The sequence below is a fragment of the Paraburkholderia translucens genome (genome assembly GCF_020881035.1).
Lineage (GTDB): Bacteria > Pseudomonadota > Gammaproteobacteria > Burkholderiales > Burkholderiaceae > Paraburkholderia > Paraburkholderia translucens.
In genome coordinates this window covers 562,581-579,873 of record NZ_JAJITC010000001.1, presented here as the reverse complement: position 1 = coordinate 579,873, position 17,293 = coordinate 562,581, and the positions used below count along the sequence as shown (strand labels likewise).

General features: G+C 62.4%; 16 protein-coding genes. 7 read left to right on the top strand and 9 right to left on the bottom strand.

Annotation, left to right across the window (positions count from 1 at the left end):
• Positions 1-44: 44 nt before the first annotated feature.
• The 4 genes from LJ655_RS02600 to LJ655_RS02585 form a co-directional block, all read right to left on the bottom strand.
• Positions 45-635 carry a BPSL1445 family SYLF domain-containing lipoprotein gene (locus LJ655_RS02600; RefSeq protein ID WP_230559685.1) on the bottom strand — a complete coding sequence of 197 codons (591 nt, stop codon included), beginning with the start codon at positions 633-635 and terminating at the stop codon, positions 45-47.
• A gap of 216 nt (positions 636-851) precedes the next feature.
• Positions 852-2,240: an FAD-binding oxidoreductase gene (locus tag LJ655_RS02595; protein WP_230559684.1), complete on the bottom strand. Its 1,389-nt coding sequence runs from the start codon at positions 2,238-2,240 to the stop codon at positions 852-854.
• Between the two features lie 1,134 nt (positions 2,241-3,374).
• The gene (locus LJ655_RS02590; protein WP_230559683.1) at positions 3,375-4,739 is read right to left on the bottom strand and encodes a hypothetical protein; all 1,365 of its coding nucleotides are present in this window, start codon (positions 4,737-4,739) and stop codon (positions 3,375-3,377) included.
• A 712-nt stretch (positions 4,740-5,451) separates the two neighbouring features.
• A complete protein-coding gene (locus tag LJ655_RS02585; protein ID WP_230559682.1) occupies positions 5,452-5,898 on the bottom strand; it encodes a hypothetical protein in 447 nt (148 codons plus the stop codon).
• Between the two features lie 74 nt (positions 5,899-5,972).
• Here LJ655_RS02585 and LJ655_RS02580 point away from each other — a divergent pair, with 74 nt between their 5' ends.
• The 3 genes from LJ655_RS02580 (at position 5,973) to LJ655_RS02570 (ending at position 8,285) form a co-directional block, all read left to right on the top strand.
• Positions 5,973-6,374, top strand: a complete 402-nt coding sequence (locus tag LJ655_RS02580) for an FKBP-type peptidyl-prolyl cis-trans isomerase (protein WP_230559681.1) — start codon at positions 5,973-5,975, stop codon at positions 6,372-6,374.
• A gap of 104 nt (positions 6,375-6,478) precedes the next feature.
• Positions 6,479-6,940, top strand: coding sequence for a DUF488 domain-containing protein (locus LJ655_RS02575; RefSeq protein ID WP_230559680.1), 462 nt, complete (start codon positions 6,479-6,481; stop codon positions 6,938-6,940).
• Positions 6,941-7,211: 271 nt separating this feature from the next.
• On the top strand, positions 7,212-8,285 hold the full coding sequence (locus LJ655_RS02570; protein WP_230559679.1) for a DUF6765 family protein: 1,074 nt from the start codon (positions 7,212-7,214) through the stop codon (positions 8,283-8,285).
• A gap of 97 nt (positions 8,286-8,382) precedes the next feature.
• Here LJ655_RS02570 and LJ655_RS02565 read toward each other — a convergent pair whose 3' ends face one another.
• Entirely contained in the window at positions 8,383-8,634 is a 252-nt protein-coding gene (locus LJ655_RS02565) for a hypothetical protein (protein WP_425605766.1), read from the bottom strand.
• Positions 8,635-9,046: 412 nt separating this feature from the next.
• On the opposite strand from LJ655_RS02565, the gene LJ655_RS02560 reads away from it, so the two are divergent.
• The 4 genes from LJ655_RS02560 to cls all read left to right on the top strand — a co-directional run bounded on the left by LJ655_RS02560 (position 9,047) and on the right by cls (position 12,336).
• Positions 9,047-9,385 carry a hypothetical protein gene (locus LJ655_RS02560; RefSeq protein WP_329959671.1) on the top strand — a complete coding sequence of 113 codons (339 nt, stop codon included), beginning with the start codon at positions 9,047-9,049 and terminating at the stop codon, positions 9,383-9,385.
• A gap of 211 nt (positions 9,386-9,596) precedes the next feature.
• Complete coding sequence (locus LJ655_RS02555) at positions 9,597-10,445, top strand: H-NS family nucleoid-associated regulatory protein (RefSeq protein WP_230559677.1); 849 nt, start codon at positions 9,597-9,599, stop codon at positions 10,443-10,445.
• Between the two features lie 22 nt (positions 10,446-10,467).
• On the top strand, positions 10,468-10,974 hold the full coding sequence (locus LJ655_RS02550; RefSeq protein WP_230559676.1) for a hypothetical protein: 507 nt from the start codon (positions 10,468-10,470) through the stop codon (positions 10,972-10,974).
• 87 nt (positions 10,975-11,061) lie between these two features.
• The gene (cls, locus tag LJ655_RS02545; protein ID WP_230559675.1) at positions 11,062-12,336 is read left to right on the top strand and encodes a cardiolipin synthase; all 1,275 of its coding nucleotides are present in this window, start codon (positions 11,062-11,064) and stop codon (positions 12,334-12,336) included.
• A gap of 35 nt (positions 12,337-12,371) precedes the next feature.
• On the opposite strand, the gene LJ655_RS02540 is transcribed toward cls, so the two are convergent.
• The 4 genes from LJ655_RS02540 to LJ655_RS02525 are packed head-to-tail and all read right to left on the bottom strand — an operon-like array spanning position 12,372 to position 17,083.
• On the bottom strand, positions 12,372-13,262 hold the full coding sequence (locus LJ655_RS02540) for a hypothetical protein (protein WP_230559674.1): 891 nt from the start codon (positions 13,260-13,262) through the stop codon (positions 12,372-12,374).
• Between the two features lie 56 nt (positions 13,263-13,318).
• Positions 13,319-14,113 (bottom strand): MetQ/NlpA family lipoprotein, encoded by a 795-nt coding sequence (locus LJ655_RS02535; RefSeq protein ID WP_230559673.1) that lies wholly within the window; start codon positions 14,111-14,113, stop codon positions 13,319-13,321.
• Positions 14,110-15,201 (bottom strand): formylglycine-generating enzyme family protein, encoded by a 1,092-nt coding sequence (locus LJ655_RS02530; protein WP_230559672.1) that lies wholly within the window; start codon positions 15,199-15,201, stop codon positions 14,110-14,112. The genes LJ655_RS02535 and LJ655_RS02530 overlap by 4 nt, the downstream gene beginning before the upstream one ends.
• Before the next feature lie 7 nt (positions 15,202-15,208).
• Positions 15,209-17,083, bottom strand: a complete 1,875-nt coding sequence (locus LJ655_RS02525) for an arylsulfatase (RefSeq protein ID WP_425605765.1) — start codon at positions 17,081-17,083, stop codon at positions 15,209-15,211.
• Positions 17,084-17,293 lie beyond the last annotated feature (210 nt).

Sequence of the window (17,293 nt, the reverse complement as noted above, 5' to 3'; positions counted from 1 at the left end):
GGCTCGCGCGCAGCCCGCTGCCCGCTGCCGGATAAAAGCTCCCCTCAGATGATCAGCCGTGACACCTTCGTGCCTTCGAGCGACACACCGGCCATCAGGCCGCCGTTGGTCAGCACGAAAGCCTGCACGGGGCTCGTCGCGGTCGACGAATCGACCGCGCCGTTCGCCCCGACCTTCAGCACGGCGACGGTCGCATTCGCGCCGACTGCCCAACCCTGGCTGTGCAGGAATTCGTCGAGCGCTTCCTGCGTCATGAACAGGAACACGAGCGCCTTCGATTGCGCGCCGATCTGCAATCCGAACGAGCCCGCGGTCGTGCTGTAGTAACCGACCGTGCGGCCGCCGACGCGCAGCGCCCCTTGCCCGTACTGTCCGCCGATCCAGAAGCCGGCTGCGATCACTGATGGAAACACCAGCACGCCGCGCGCTTTGGACACGAGCTCGCGCGAACCATCGACGTTTTCATAGAGACGCGCGAGCGTCAGATCGACGCCGGCGTTGATGGTGTCGCGCTTGCTGGCGTTGGCCGATGGCGATGCGTCCGAGGACGGCGAAGTCGTCGTGCAACCGGTGAGGCTCAGGCCTGCGACGGCCAATGCAGCGCTGCCGGTCATGATGAATTGTCGTCTGCGCATGACTGTTTTCCTTTGCGTTTCTCACGCGTTTCGTTCGTTATGGGAGTGTGCGACGAGTCGCCCGCTTGCTTTGTTCTCATTTGCGCGCAGGAGGTTCCGTGCGCGCGGTTGCCGTGGCGGCGCAGGCGTGCCGCGACGCCCGCATGGCGGGCATCCATTGCAAGACTAGCAGGGAGCGTGCCGAAGCGCCGCGCCGCCGTGCGTCACGCTTCGTCGCTACACCGTCGGGCGAATGTTCTGGTTCTGGCGGAACAGGTTGTGCGGGTCGTAGCGGTTCTTCACATCGACGAGACGATCATAGTTCGGCCCATAGGCGTCCGCGATGCGGCCGCCTTCTTCCTGCGTCATGAAATTGACGTAGACGCTGCCGAGCGCAAAGGGCCGTGACGCGTCGAAAAACTCACGCGCCCATGCGATGCAGCGCTCGTCGTCGCGCGCATCGTCCCAGCGGCCGTGCACGTTCATCGCGTATAGCGTCTCGCGGGCCGGGTAGGCGGTCGCGTCGACCGCCACGCGCTGCGTTTGCGCGCCGATCAGTCCGAAGAAGATCTCGCATTGCGGGGACGGCAGCACGTCGATCGCATGGATCAGCGCGTCGATCAGACCATCGTCGATCGTCGCGAGATTGTGCGACTTCCAGTAGTTGCGCGCCCCTGGGGCGAGCAGCGGGTCGAAGGCCTGTTGCCAGTTTTCATAGGGCATCGGACCAAGATGTTCGCCGAGCGGCGTGCCGAAGCCCCGCACCGCTTCAACCGCCGCTGGGCCGTCTTCGACCGGCCCGTTGTAGCACATCGCGAACACGAGTACGGGCTTGCCGTGCACGTCGGGCGACAGGAACGGCAGCGGCGGGGCGAGCCGCGCGACGGCCCACACGGCCAGTTCGTCGGGCATCGCGGGCGCGGCATTGCGGTATTGGATCAGTGCGTCCTTCGCCCCGGCGAGCGGCAATACGACGAGGCCGCCGTACACGGTCGGGCCGACCGCGTGGAGCGCGAACTCGAATAGCGTCACGACGCCGAAATTGCCGCCGCCGCCGCGAATCGCCCAGAACAGATCGTCGTTTTCGGTGGCGCTCACATGGCGCAATGCGCCGTCCGCGGTGACGATGTCCGCCGCGAGGAGGTTGTCGATCGTCATGCCGTAGCGGCGGCTCAGCCAGCCGAAGCCGCCGCCGAGCGTCAGACCCGCGACGCCGGTCGTCGAGTTGATGCCGAGCGGGGTCGCGAGTCCGAATGCCTGCGCTTCGTGATCGACATCGTGCAGCGTGGCGCCAGGCTCGACATACGCGCGCTGCGCTTCCGGGTCGATGCGAACCGATTTCATCGCCGACAGATCGAGGACGAGGCCGTCGTCGCACAGCGCGCTGCCAGCAATGTTGTGTCCGCCGCCTCGAATCGCGAGGGGCAGGCCGTTGTCGCGCGCGAACGCAACGCCGCGGCGAATGTCGGCGACGCCTGCGCAACGCAGGATCATCGCGGGACAACGGTCGATCATCGCGTTCCAGATGCTGCGCGCCTCGTCGAAGCCCGGCGAGTCGGACAGCAGAAGCTGGCCGCGTAGGCCGGATTTGAATTCGTCTACCGCGCTGCTGGAGATAGAAACCATGATGTACCTCGTCAGAGAGAGGAAGGCGCTCGCAGAACACTGCTCAGCAGACCAAACGAAGTGCGGGCGGGGAATGAAAGCGAATTGAGAGGTTCGGCTGCGTGCAGTAAACGGGGTGGCGTGTCGAAGTCAAACAAAGGTTTACCCGCGCCTCGAGGCGATCCCGCGCTGTCGCTCGCGGGACAGGCTTTTGCGAACTCAGCGGCGGCGCTGCGAAGCTGCACCGGCGGAGATGATGGAAATGCTCCGCGAAAACCGGGCGCGCTGATGTGTTGGTTTTCTGATGCGGTGGTGGTTATGCCGCGACACGTTGGATTTTGGGGTTGGTTGCGGTTGCCGGCGCCTGAGGCACGCGTTCGACGAAGTGAGAGGCAACGTACATTGCGACAGCGATTTCGCCGCGCACGAGCAGCGTCGCGACGCACGATGTTTCGCGCGCGCGTTTCGATCATTTTCATTGCGCTGTCTATGGGATTGCGCTCATTTGGCTTTTCGCATTTTTATTTTTGTGTGCGGACAAACACATGAATAAAACGACCGGTATGTAAATAGCCCGAGTTTGTCCGAGAAAACCCTGAACTGATTTTCGTGCGTCGATCGGATTGCATCGATGGCAATAAGGTTTCACTCCCTGTCTGAAGAGTCTGTATTGCCGGCATTGGCGGGCGGTTGGTCGATTGACGCCGCCTCGTAGGCTGAATCGGCAATATCGCATTGCGTGCCCTAACGCACGGTCGCGCGATCGCGCTACGAATAACTTCAACGTCCATCAAGCCTCGCTGTGCGGTTTGCACGATGTTGTGCGCGCATGGCCAGCCCATTCTCTCGAAACGCGCCAAATCCGGCCGGGGATTTTCCGTGGGAGAAATGTTCAGTGCGGGCGCATTTTTAATTCGCATAAAGCGAAGGGCGGAGGCTTTGAATTTCCGTTTTTTCCTATTGAGCGGAGATTGAATCGTTAATTGGGCCGGTCATTCTGGGGAAAATAATTAGGAGAGTGAAATGAAAAGGCAAAACGGGGACGCGTGGACATTGGGGACGCGACGGGCGGCCTTTGCAGCGGCGGTCAGTCTTTATGCGGCGATGGCGGGTGGGCAGACGAATTCTGTCAGTTCCGCGGCGCCGGCAACGAATTCAGAAATGGTGATGCCCGCCGAGATGGGTGCGCACGGCGTATGTCCGCCGGGAGCCGGGCCGGGATGCACATTGCGAGCAGGCGGCCAGACTGGGGTGGGCGGCTTCGGCGTCGCGGCGGCGAAATCGGGTTCGACGTCGTCCACCGGGTCGTCGGCGGGCGGCGGCAGCAGCGGTTTTGGCAACAATGGTAGCGGCGGTGCTGGTAGTGGTGGCGATGGATCGGGAACTGGCGGCACTGGCGGTACCGGTGGCGATGGCGGAGGGAATAACGGCGGGGATGGTGGCCATGGGCAGGGCCACGGCCACGGTGGCGATGGTGGCGGCGATAGCGACGGCGACGGCGGTCATGGACTTGGCCACGGTGGTGATGGTGACGGCGACGGCGGTCATAGTCATGGCCACAGTGGTGATGGTGACGGCGACGGCGGTCATGGGCATGGCCACGGTGGTGATGGTGGCGGCGACGGCGGTCATGGTCATGGCCACAGTGGTGATGGCGATGGCGGTCATGGGCATGGCCATGGTGGCGATGGCGATGGCGGTCACGGTCATGGCGATGGTGGTCATGGTGATCGCGGTCATGGCGACGGCGGCCGTGGCGATGGCCGCCATGGCGACGGCAGCCATGGTGACGGCAGCCATGGTGACGGCGGCCGAGGCGATGGCAGCCATGGTGACGGCGGTCGTGGCGATGGCAGCCATGGCGATGGCAGCCATGGTGACGGCAGCCATGGTGACGGCGGCCGAGGCGATGGCAGCCATGGTGACGGCGGCCGAGGCGATGGCAGCCATGGTGACGGCGGTCGAGGCGATGGCAGCCATGGTGACGGCGGTCGAGGCGATGGCAGCCACGGTGACGGCGGTCGTGGCGATGGTAGTCATGGTGACGGCGGTCGTGGCGATGGTAGCCATGGCGACGGCGGCCGTGGCGATGGCACCCATGGCGACGGCGGTCGAGGCGATGGCAGCCATGGTGACGGCGGTCGAGGCGCCAGCGGCCATGGTGACGGCGGCCGTGGTGACGGCGGTCATGGTGACGGCGGTCGAGGCGCCAGCGGCCATGGTGACGGCGGCCGTGGTGACGGCGGTCATGGTGACGGCGGTCGAGGCGACGGCGGTCGAGGCGATGGCAGCCATGGCGACGGCGGTCGAGGCGATGGCAGCCATGGTGACGGCGGCCGTGGTGACGGCAGTCATGGTGACGGCGGTCGAGGCGACGGCGGTCGAGGCGATGGCAGCCATGGTGACGGCGGTCGTGGCGCCAGCGGCCATGGTGACGGCGGCCGTGGTGACGGCGGCCATGGCGACGGCGGTCGTGGTGACGGCAGCCATGGCGACGGCGGTCGAGGCGATGGCAGCCATGGTGAAAGCGGTCGTGGCGCCAGCGGCCACGGTAGCAGTAGTGGCCCGGCCAGCAACAGTGGTGGCGAAGGCAAGGGCGGCTCCCACGGCGGCTACGGCGGTGGTGGCTCCGGCAATGGCGGCCACGGCGGCGGTAACCACTAACCAGTCGCAGGAGTCCCGCGAAGCTTGCGGGACTCCCATCAAGCGTGGGGCCGGCGCCGCCCGACCTCCATACCGAACACGATCGAGCGTCACATGAAACTGGCAGCCAACAAGCCAGCGAGGAAACCAACCAGGCCACCCGATAAACGGCCCCCACGGTCCGATCAATTCCGCGACTCGATCACTCTCTGGTGCACCACCGGAAGAACCCACTGCCCCGCAACGCGGCCCGTCTCACGCGCAGCCTCGTGAAACTTCCAAACACCGGCAGCACCCCACAATCGATTCCAAAGCGAAGCACGGCTCGCGCACGGCTTCGACATCCGACGTCTGCGGCAACGCGCCCGCACGCCGATCGTGGTCGCCTTCGACGAACCGTCCGGCGATCAACGCAAACGCAAACGCAAACGCGAACCGTGTCGGCATCCTGCTCCGCGTAACGACGACGCGGCTAGCGTGCATTGGTTCGAGCAGGGTACAAATGCGTTGCACTTCAAGTTCCGGCAGCAGTACTTCGGTAGCGACCTGGCCGAGCAGAAGATTGCCGCGATCGTGCCGACGAAAGGTCTCATAGGCGAGCCTGGCGATATCTGCAATTGCTTCGCGGTTTCCTCCGTCCGGGATGCACCCTAAACACGAGTCTTGACACGGGCGCAATCGCCCGAAAACGGCGCAGCGAGAGCTCGGACGAATCGAAACTCGCGAGAATATCGTGATCGAGTTCTTTGGGGGAAGGCAGGTCATTCTGTAATCGCGCGTCCCAATCGAATGCCTGCGCGCACAGAGATCCAGAATCGTAGTCGTACAGCGAAATGGAAAGCGTGCCAGGAGCATTGCGCCGAGCATGGCCGGATCGCGCTATGCATAGGTATGCAGAACTTAATCGTGCAGCTCGTATGCAACGAAACCACGGCCAATCGCAATGGTGACGAGATGCAGCACCAGCACGCCGAACGCCTTTGGCCGCGTGGCGGTTCAGCAACGTGCCCGAACGGCGTGCAACGACCGGCGGCATCGAACAATACCTGGCCGCCTCGGCCGACATCCGATCCGTTACAATCGGCCGGATTACCTCACTGGAGACTCGCTTTGAAATCACTCGTTGCTTTGCTGGCCGCAGCCGTTCTGTCCTCGACCGCGATGGCCGCCGGCCCGACCACGGAGAAGCTGCCGTCCGGCGTCATCGTCGAACATCTGACGCAAGGCACGGGCCCGCAACCGTCGGCGGACGACGTCGTGAAGGTCAACTATCGCGGCACGCTGCCCAACGGCACCGAATTCGACAGCTCGGCCAAGCATGGCGGCCCCGCCACCTTCCCGCTCAATCGCGTGATTCCATGCTGGACCCAAGGCGTGCAGAAGATGAAAGTTGGCGGCAAGGCGCGGCTCACATGCCCGGCGGCAACCGCATATGGAGATCGCGGCGTCGGCCCGATTCCGCCGAACACCGATCTGACCTTCGAAGTCGAACTGGTCAGCATCGTCAAGTAAAGGCGCGCGGGCGGCGCTAAAGATGCACTGAGACCCGGGCCTCGCTGCGCCCATCGCAGCGAGGCTTTTTTGCGGGCGCAAGATGGTCCAACAAGGGATTCACCATGAAACGCGACAAAAGTGCCGTTCAGGTAGCGAGCATCGGTTTTACCGGCAAGAGCGCGGAGAAATTCTTCGGCTTGTTGAAGGACGCCCATGTACGCACGGTGCTCGACATTCGCCTCAATAACACGTCGCAACTTGCCGGCTTTGCAAAAAAGCAGGACCTGCCTTACTTTCTCGAGCAGTTGTGCGATGCGGCGTACGTGGAAATACCTGAACTCGCTCCTGAGCCGGAGCTGCTCAAGCGCTACCAGGGCAAGCAATTGAGCTGGGAAAACTTTCGCGAGGAATATTGCGACCTCATTGCGCGCCGCCGCGTGGAAAGTAATCTGGATATCGCGCTATTCGAGTCCGGGTGCCTGCTTTGCAGTGAACATTTACCACATCATTGTCACAGGATGTTCGCGCTCGAATATCTGAACCAGCAATGGAATAGTCGTCTGGCCGTTACGCACCTGACCTGAACGGCGCGGGCCGGCTGACGCTTTATTCCCTGATTGCCGGGCGGTATTCCGTGCCGGCAGCTTGCACCGCGGCCGGCTTGGCCATTACGTCCTTCAGTAGCCCGAACGTTTGGCTAGCGCGAACTTGGAAAAGCACGCCTCAAATGCGGGTTTTTTCAAGGTGCGTTCCGTTCGCTCGTCTACTATCTACTCACCCGCAGCTCCGTGTATTCGTCTTGCCCTACCGGCGGCAACAGACCGCTCGTGATTACGCGCGCGAGGAGCGCCTGCCATGAACATCGACTTCCATTACGGCGTGGTCTATATTGCCGCGCGCGTCGGCGGCATGACGGCTGGTGACGCGCAAACCGTCGCGCATGCCTGCCAATATGTGGACGACGCCACGACGAGCGGAATACTGCGGTTCAAAGGCGGAGAGACATTCGAGCGTTTCGCGACCGCGCACAAGTTATTCGATTACGCCAATACCGAGAACGACCAGAATCGGCTCGTGTGGACGCCGTTCCATTTTCTGCCGGCAGGCGTTGGTGAGAGCCTCGAAGAGAAGGCGATCTGTCGCCCCGACAGTGAAGTCGCGCGCGAAGTGGTGCGTCGCGCAATCCGGCAGCGCGATTCGGAGACTGCGTTGCACCGGCTCGGCGTGACGCTTCATACCTATGTCGATACCTGGGCGCACCAGGGGTTCGCGGGCATCGAAAGCCCGTGGAATCGCGTGCATCTTCTGGAAGCGCAGGATTGCACGCGCAAAGGTTGGCTCGCGAACCTCGAACTCGCCGTCGCGCATCTAATCCAGCATGTCGAGGAGGACGTTCTGACGATCGCTTTGCCGGTCGGTCACGGCGCTGCATTGCACTACCCTGACCAGCCGTGGGCTCGGTGGCATTACATCGACGGCCGCAATCACTTCATCTCGCGACATAATTTGCCCGATTTCGTGCAGGCGGCGGACATGAGTTGCCGCGTCGTGCGAGCTTATCTGGCAGGACGCGAAGATTTCGAAACCCAGGCCGGCATGCCGGACGACGTCAAGGACGCATTGACCGATCTGCTCGATACGAACCGCAATCCCGACGATCACCTGCGTCTGCGAACCGTCTGCAATTGGGTGAAAGCCGGTCGTATTCCGGGTTTGAAAGAGCCCGTGCCCGACTATGTCGCCAAAGGACCCGGTTCATGGAAGCACCAGGCCACCGGATTGTTGTGCGATGACGACACCGGGGACAGACCGGTATGGACCAACGCCTTCGAGAATAGCGACTATCGCCTTTTTCACGACGCGGTCAAACAGCACCGTTACGTGACCACTCAGGAGATCTTGCCCGCTCGCGGACTACGCATTGCGTGACTGATCGGAGCGGAGCGCCCTGCCGCGAACGGGAAACCGAACATCATTGCCGCGCCGCTTGCGCGAATGCTTTCGGCGGCGCCCGCATTGGCTTCGGTTACTGCGCTGTGGCCTGCTGATGTGGCGCAGCCTGAACCGCCGCCTGCTGCTCCTGGGCGTGCTTTTTAGCGATATGTCGTCCGACGATACAGCCGCCGACTGCGCCGACCACCGCATGATGACCCGCATAGTGCCCGGCGACGCCACCTACGACCGCTCCTTTCAGGCAACCGGCCGCATTCGCGGTGCCGGCCATTGCCAGGGAGACTGCGATTGCCCCGAGGGCGGTCCGAATAAAACCAGCTTTCATGGTGAGTACCATCGTGTTTGAGTGGATCGAAAATAGGGTGGCCCGGCGTCTTTTTCAATAGCCGCCACGAGCACGCTGGCTCGCAAAGACGCTCTATTGGCCCAACATCCGTTGCCGGGCACGGTCACGTAGTGTAAATGGACGATGCCGGTACGGGCGCAACAGATGCTGCAAGATCGGTAACGGCCCGTTACGGGAGCAGCGGTCGTGTCTTTGCCTGATCGCCGCTAGCGTTTCGTGCACGCTGCAATCCGTGCACTATAGCTGGCCCGCGAAAAACGACCGTTTTCAAATAAAAAGTGGACTGCTCTACTTTGAATATTCAAATGCTTGCCTATAGTAGAAGCGACTAATGCCAGCAAGCACGGCGGCGCCCTTTTTTGCCGCCGGTGCGGATGACGGGGAAACAGAAATGACGCCATCGGACGCAGCGATCTATCAGACCAGAACTAGCACGCCGGAGTCGTTGCGCACGCTCGCGAGCTTTCTCGAGTTGGCGCTCGACGAGGGAACAAGCGTCGTCGTCATGCGGATCGGTATGCAACTGCGCAACGTCTATGTCGGAAATCCATCCGGTGCATTGGAAGATTTAACGGATTCTGGCGTCGTCGACGCATTTCAGGCAGATGAAATGCTGGTCCTGACCCGCCTTGGCTTGAACCGGATAACGGCGGATGGTCAGCACTACCGCTTTATACGGAGTGTGAGGTACATTGCCGATCGCCAGGTCGTCGTTTTTACGCCTATCTGAGTGGTGGAACCCAAATTGAAAAGTAGAATTCCCGGGGGAAAGGAAAAGGAAGAAAGCTTCGATGAGTGGGGTAGAAGACCTGAAAGTTTTGTTATTTGAACGCTGCTTCAGCGCTCGTATCGATGAATTGAAGATCAGGATAGGTAAATAGACTGCCTTTCTTCCGTCATTCATGGCATAGTTCGACGATTACCACATAAGGAGCAATCAAATGCCTTCGTTAGAGCAAATCCAAGCAAAGCTTAAGAAGCTCCAGGCCCAGGCTGACGTTCTCATTGCCCGAAAGGCACAAGCCGCAGTCGATCAGATTCGCGAGTTGATGCTCAAGCACGGTCTCACGACTGCCGATATCGAAGCTCAGGCGAAAGCACGACGGGCCGCGAAAGGTCAGAATGGCAGCGTAAGCAAGGGTCGGGGAAGACCCGCGGGCCCGAGCAAAGTCGCCAAATCGGCAACGCCGGCGAAGTACCGCGACCATAAAACCGGCGCGACATGGACGGGTCACGGCCGCGCGCCTGGCTGGATAGCGGGCGTGAAGGACCGCACGGCGTTCCTGATCAATGCCGCGAGCGAACACAAATCCGCGGCTGTGCCCGCCGCGAAGCGCGGCAAGGGTCAGCCGAAAGGCGCGCAGCCGGCGAAGTACCTGAATCCGAAAACCGGCGCGACCTGGAGCGGCCGCGGTCCGGCGCCGGCCTGGCTTGCTTCGGTCAAGGACCGCAGCAAATTCCTGATTGAAGGCGCGGCGACCTCCGCTCCGAAGGCGGCAAAAGCGGCGGCAAAAGGCGGCCAGGCGAAAGCGACCGCGAGCGCGGTAGGCAAAAAGACCACGGCGAAAAAAGCAACGGCGAAAAAGGCAGCGGGCAAGACAGCGGTGAAGAAGGCCGCGGCCACCAAGGCGACCCCGGCAAGCCGGAAAGCCACGGTCAAGAAAACCGCCGGCCGCAAGAGCGCTGTCAAGACGGCAAGAAAAGCACCGGCACGCAAGGCTGCTGCAACGAGCACGGCGGCGCCCGTCGCGGCAGCTCAGCAAACGCCCGAGGCGCAAGCAAGCGCGTAATGACCGCGGAATCGTGAAGTAGATGGCTAGCCCGCTCGACGCATCCCAGCAGGAAGACCGGGTCGTCCTGCTGGACGCCGCTCCTCGTCCGGCAGCCGATACCGCCGAGCCTTTCATCGTCGCGAGCGATGGCCGAGTCATCCTGACTTATCCGATCGCGGAGTCGGACTTTGAACGGTTCGGCCCATTCGATCCCGACGACGATCCTTTTTGCGCGGTATTGTTTGCCGACGCCGTCTTTCATCGACTCGGGCCGCCGGGCGATGCCGATTTGTCCATTCATCCGCTCGCGGCGCAAGGCCTGATCGGCTCTGCGGTGCACGAAGTCGTCAATTCGTCGTTGTGCGCTGAGATTGCCACGGTGGCGGCAGGCTCGATGGCCACCGGTCCCGCGGCTCCTGCGCGGCGGCATTTCGTCATCACGTTTCAGGCGTCGACGTTCGAATGCGTGGCGTCCGACTATACGATCATCGGTGTTTTCGGCGCGGGCGAAATAGCCAGTCGCGAGGCATTTGCGTTGGTCAGATGAAGCATTACAAGTATCTAGCAAGGTGCGGTCCCGATTCGGGCACGCGCTGTGCATGGCCTGTCCTGTCGCCGGGCATCGAGGCCACGCATGCTGACTATTGTCATTACCGCGTTCGTCACGCTCCTGATCGTTCTTGTGATCGCCAATCTGTCGAGTGGCGAGAAGAAGATAGAACACAAGATCGAGCGTCTATATAAGAGCGAAGATCCGCAATTCCTTCGCTCGATGGGCCTATTGCTCGGACCGCCCGTGGTGCCGGGCAATCGCTTCGAGATGCTGCTCAATGGCGACCGCATCTTTCCTTCGATGCTCGAAGGCATCCGCTCGGCGCGCGAAACCATCACGTTTGAAACGTTCATTTACTGGTCCGGCGAGATCGGTGAGCAGATTGCGCACGCGCTTGCGGATAAGGCGCGCGAAGGCGTCGCCGTGCATGTACTGCTCGACTGGATCGGTTCGTCGAAAATGGATCGGCGCTATCTGCAACTGCTGCGCGAGGCCGGTGCTCAAGTCGTCAAGTTTCACAAGCCGCATTGGACCGGACTCGGTCGTATGAACGATCGGACCCACCGCAAACTATTGGTGATCGACGGCCGGATCGGTTTTACAGGCGGGGTCGGGATTGCGCCGGAGTGGACCGGTAATGCGCAGGACGAAAGGCACTGGCGCGATACGCATTTTCGCGTGACAGGTCCGGTGGTCGGCCATATGCAAGCCGTGTTCATGGACAACTGGATCAAGGCGACCGGCAACGTTTTGCACGGTCCCGAGTATTTTCCGAGCATTGGCGCCGAGCCTAAAGGAGAGGGCGAGGGTCTCGCGCATATGTTCAGCAGTTCGCCATCGGGCGGCAGCGACGACATGCAGTTGATGTATCTGATGGCCATCACTGCGGCCACGCGCAGTCTGCATCTTGCGAGCGCGTACTTCGTGCCCGACAAGCTCACCATCAATGCGATCGTCGAAGCCGCGAAACGCGGTGTGAAAGTACAGATCGTCACGCCGGGCAAACGCATCGACACCCACACGGTGCGCGAAGCATCGCGTGCATGCTGGGGCGATCTGTTGAAAGCGGGCGTCGAGATCTACGAGTACCAGCCGACCATGTTCCATTGCAAATTGCTGGTGGTCGACGAATACCTGGTGTCGGTCGGCTCGACGAACTTCGATAGCCGCTCCTTCAAGCTGAACGACGAAGCGAACCTGAACATCTACGACGGCGATTTCGCGAAGCAGCAGACCGCCACGTTCGCCGAAGACATCGCGAAGTCAAAGCGCGTCACGCTCGAAGCCTGGACGCAGCGCTCGCTCACCGAAAAAATGATCGAAAAGTTCGTGCGCGTGCTGGACCCGCAGCTTTGAAAGCCAGTGCGGATTGCGTGAGGGGCGCCGACGGATCACTGAACGGCGCTGCTCAGATACGCTTCGATGTCGGGGCGCGCGGCGGGTTCGCCGTGGTCCTTTTCAAGGGTGCCCGCATCGAAGAGGCGCGCTTTTGCGTGCCGATACGCATTGGCAAAACCACGCAGTTGCTGCGTAACCGGACGATCGTCGAGCCTGCGCCGCGTGAGCGCCTGCGCGATGCAGCGTTCGATCAATGCCAACTGGCTGTCGATATAGTCGATACACAGCGCGCGACAGCGCGCGGATGCCGCCGCGACGCTCAGCAGCGCGGGTACGAGCGAGATCGTCAGAAAGCCGCCCGGGGGAATGCGTGCAAGCGCGGCGGGCGAGTCAAATAGCTCGGCGCGCAATGCGTCGAATACGGCCTGCGTCCAGATTGAACGCTCTTCTTCGAGCGCGCGCCGCCGTCGCGCGAGCGCATGTTGCGCATGCAGATCGGCAATGCGGCCTTCGTCGACCAGCAACGCCAGATCGTCACGCGTACCTTCCTGAATGCAGGCACTGCCGGCATAGACGGCACTGTCGCCGCGTTCTGCCAGTACCAGGTGTTGCAGGTGGTCCGGCACGAGCGGATCGAGCGGCACCACTTCGCACGTCAACGGCTTGCCTTTCAGATGAATCGCGCAGCGTCCGTCGTCCGCGAGAGCAGGGCAGCGGGCAAGCGACGGATAGTCGAAGCCCTGCGCGACGATGCTGAAGGTATCGCCCGGGCGATACAGCAGCGTCTCGGCGAGCCCGTCGAACGCCGCGCAGTCGGCTTCGTCGAGCAACGCTTCATGTCGGCCGACGCGCAGCCGTTCACCGGGCCGCCTGCGCGCGACTCGTCCAATTGCGATGCAACCGATAAACCGGTCAGGATGACGGAACAGTTCCGCCAGCGTCATCGACGGCGGGCTGTTGCAGCATCGACCGCACGCGGAGCAGGAAAACGAAAACGTGTTCACCACGGCCGACGCACCGAGTCCTGATATCGCGTGAGAATGAAATGCGCGACTTCGTTCGAATGATAGGCGGCGACCAGTTGCCCGACCCATGCATCCTGGCGAGCGCTGTCGCGCACGGTCAGTACGTTCGCATACGGCGAGCGCGCGTCTTCGAGACTGAGGCCATCGCGTGCCGGGTGAAGACCCGAGCGCGCCGCCGTGTCGCTGTCGATCACTGCGAATGCGACGCTGTTCAGCGTGTCGTATAGACGCGCGCGCGGCACCTGGCGAATCTTCAGACGGAGCCGGTTGCTCGTGATGTCGGCGAGCGTCGCATGCAGACCGGCGCTGTCGCGGAACGTCAACAGCGTTTCGTTTTGCAGCAGGATCAGCGCGCGTGCGGTGCCTGCGGGGTCGTCGGGAATCGCGATCGTCGCGCCGCGTTCCAGTTGCGCGAGGTTCCTCAGTTTGCGCGAGTACAGCGCGACCGGAAACGTGATCGTCGTCGCCACGCTTGTCAGCGCATAGCCATGCCGTTTGCGCTGCGCCTCGAGTGCCGGTTCGTCTTCGAAGCTCGCGACGTCGATCTGTTTCGTGACCAGCGCGGCGTCGATCCGCGAAGGCTGATCGAATACGACGACATCGAGCGCGAGGCCCTCGGTCGCGGCGACGCGGCGCACTTCGTTCATGATCTCCGCTTGCGCGCCCGAACTCACGCCGACCCTGATCGGCCGCGATGCGGCGTGCGGGCGTTCAGGCAGCAAAGCAGGCAACACCGCGAGCGCAAGCGCGGCAACGATCAGTCGCTTCATGATGGATCCCTCGACACCGTGCGAAAACCAATGTGCGAAGCCGGCAAGTCCGCTTCCTGCTGTTCGCGCGACGCCGCGCGATACCTGACGCAATAGTCACGCGAGCACAGGAACGAGCCGCCTTTTATGACCATCGGCGTATCGTGCCGGCGGCTGAGCGGCGCGACGGCCGCGGTATCGCCGTTCGTATGTGACTGATGCGGACCGGTATACGCGTCCTTGGTCCATTCCCACACATTGCCGATCATGTCGTAGAGCTTGAAGTCGTTCGCCGCATAACACCCGACGGGCGCGATGCCGACGTGACCATCCTCGCCGGTGTTGAGCACCGGAAACACGCCTTGCCAGTAGTTCGCGCTCGGCTTGCCGTGCGCGTCGCGCGGCGCGGTGTCGAGATCCGCGCCTTCATGGCCGGCTTTGCCCGCGTATTCCCATTCGGCTTCGGTCGGCAGATCGCGGCCCAGCCAGTGCGCGTACGCGAGCGCATCGGCCTGCGTGACCATGGTCACCGGTTGATTCATGAGGCCGTCGAGATTGCTGCCGGGACCCGTCGGATGATTCCACGCGGCGCCTTTGACCCAGCTCCACCACGCGAGATCGCGCGCGTCCATCTCATCGTGCGTCGGCGTGTGAAATACCACCGCGCCGCCCTGGCGCTCCGCATCGCTGACGTAGCCCGTCGCGCGCACGAACGCGGCGAACTGCGCATTCGTGACGTCGGTCTGGTCGATCCAGAAACCGTTGACATGTGTCTTGCCGTCACCGGCTGGACGTTCGTCTTCGTAGCCGAGCTTGCTGCCGAACACGAAGTCGCCGCCATGCAGATGTACCATGCCGGCCTGCGGATCGTCGCGCCAGCCCGCGGGCAAGCCCGAGTAACGCTCGCATTGCTGTTCGGAGCCGAGCGCGGCGAGGGGACGCGAGCGATTGAGGTTGTCGAATGCGCTGGACGGACGTTCGCCAAAGACGGCTGCGCTCACCGCGCTGATGGAAGGCGCGGCAAACGCGACGGCGAACGCAGCCGCCGCGATCGCGGCGTACGCGGCATACAGCGCCACGCCGCCCTTGAGCTTGAATGAAAACGCCATCGTGTGCTCAGTAATAGCCCTTCGGACGCAGCGGCTCGACGCCGCCCACGCTCGTCATATAGTCGTTCCACTGTTGAACGAGACCGTCGATGATCGACTGGTTCTGCGTGGACACGTCCTGCGTTTCGCCGCGATCGGCGCTCATGTCATACAGTTCCCAGTGCCCGTCGACAGGACCGAGCGGCGGTTCCGTCCACAATGCTTTCCAGCGTCCGTCGGCGCTGCGCAGGTAGCCGCGACCGTACGCTTCGTCGCCGAACGACGCGCTATGCACCGGTGCCGTGCTCTGATCTTTAAGCAGCGGCAGCAGCGATTGCCCGGTGATCGGATATACGTAGCGGTTGTTGTAGACCACCTTGCCCTTGTTCTGATCGACGCCGGTCAGGGTATTGATCAGGGCGGGGGCCGGTGTGGTCGGCGGCGCAATCTGCGCAATCGCGAGGAATGTCGCGGTGTTGTCCGTCACGTGCGTGAATTCGCGCAGGGTCGGCTTTTGCTCAGTCTGTCCCGGCAGATGCACGATCAACGGCGCCGACACGCCGCCCTCGCCCGAATAACCCTTGGTCAGGCGGAACGGCGTCGCGCTGACTTCGGCCCAGCGCAAGCCGTATTGCAGACGTTGCGCGTTTTGCTTGCCGTTGTCCGTGCCGAGTTGCGAGTAGGTCGGATCGGTCGCGTTTGCGGTATCGGTGGCTGTGGGGTCGGCGCCGGAATCGATCGGCCAGCCTTCGGCGCCGTTATCCGACTGGAACATGATGAACGTGTTGTCGTATTCGCCGATGTCCTTCAGATGCTGGATTAGCAGACCAATGTTGTGATCGAGGTTCTCGACCATGCCCGCGTAGATTTCCATGTAGCGCGCCTGCGCTTTCTTCTCGGCCGGTGACAGGCTGTCCCACTTCTTGCTCACATAGCCGGGGCCGTAATCGCTGTAGCCCTGCGCGGCGCTGTGCACGGCGCTCACGTATTTCGCGTTCGCGGTTCCGTTGTTCGCGGTGGCCGGACTCGCCGCCAGCGTTTCGGAGGCGCCGCCGTATGGCACGAAGTCCTGTGGAATGATGCCGAGCGCTTTCTGCCGCGCGACACGCGCATCCCGGATCGCATCGTAGCCGGCATCGTATTTGCCGACGTAGTTGTGCAGATAGGGTTCGGGCACCTGCAGAGGCCAGTGCGGCGATGTATAGGCCGCGTACGCGAAGAACGGCTTGCCGTCGCCCTTGTTCGAATCGATGTACGAGATCAGCCGCTGCGTGTAGAAGTCGGTCGAATAGAACACCGCCGGGCTGCCGCCCGTGCCGCCCGGTTGTCCCGGCTGGCCCGGCTGCACGTACTTACCGTCTTGGGTGTAGTTCTTCGAGCCGGCCGGCTCGTGCGCGAAGTGATTGGTCGCGGCGCCGCCGAGCAGCGCGTAGCTGTGCTCGAAGCCCCATTGGTCCGGCGTCTGCCCACTGCCTGTCGCGCTGCCGACGATGCCCGAGCCGATGTGCCACTTGCCGGCCATGTAGGTGTGATAGCCGCCGTCCTTCAGCAATTGCGCGACCGATAGCGCGCGGTCGTTCAGATAGCCTTCATAGCCGGGCAGTCCTTTGCGCTCGTCGGTCGGCACGCCCATCGTGCCTTCGCCGACCAGGTGGTGGTCGGTGCCAGAGATGAGCATCGAACGTGTAATCGCGCAGACGGTGCCCACGTGGTGATTCGTCAGGATGCGGCCGGTCTGTACGAGCGCATCGAGGTTGGGCGTGTTGATTTCGCCGCCGAACGCGTGGATGTCGGAGTAGCCGAGATCGTCGGCCATGATGTAGAGAATGTTGGGCCGCTTCTGCGCGACGACAGGGGTCGGTGTCGGGTCGGCCAGATTGTCGCTGCCGCACGAGGCGAGCATGACGAAGCTCGCGACGGCGGCGCCGATCAAGCCAACGCGAAATGAAGGGCGAAAGTCGGGACGGCGAAATCGGAATGTCGTCATTGTTATTGCGAACCGTATGGTTGGGCCGCCGATGTTAGCAATGACGTCGCCAAGGCCAAACGAACGATTTCTGCGTTGCTATCGACCTTTGTCGATATAGATCGCATTGGCAAGATGCCGTCGCGC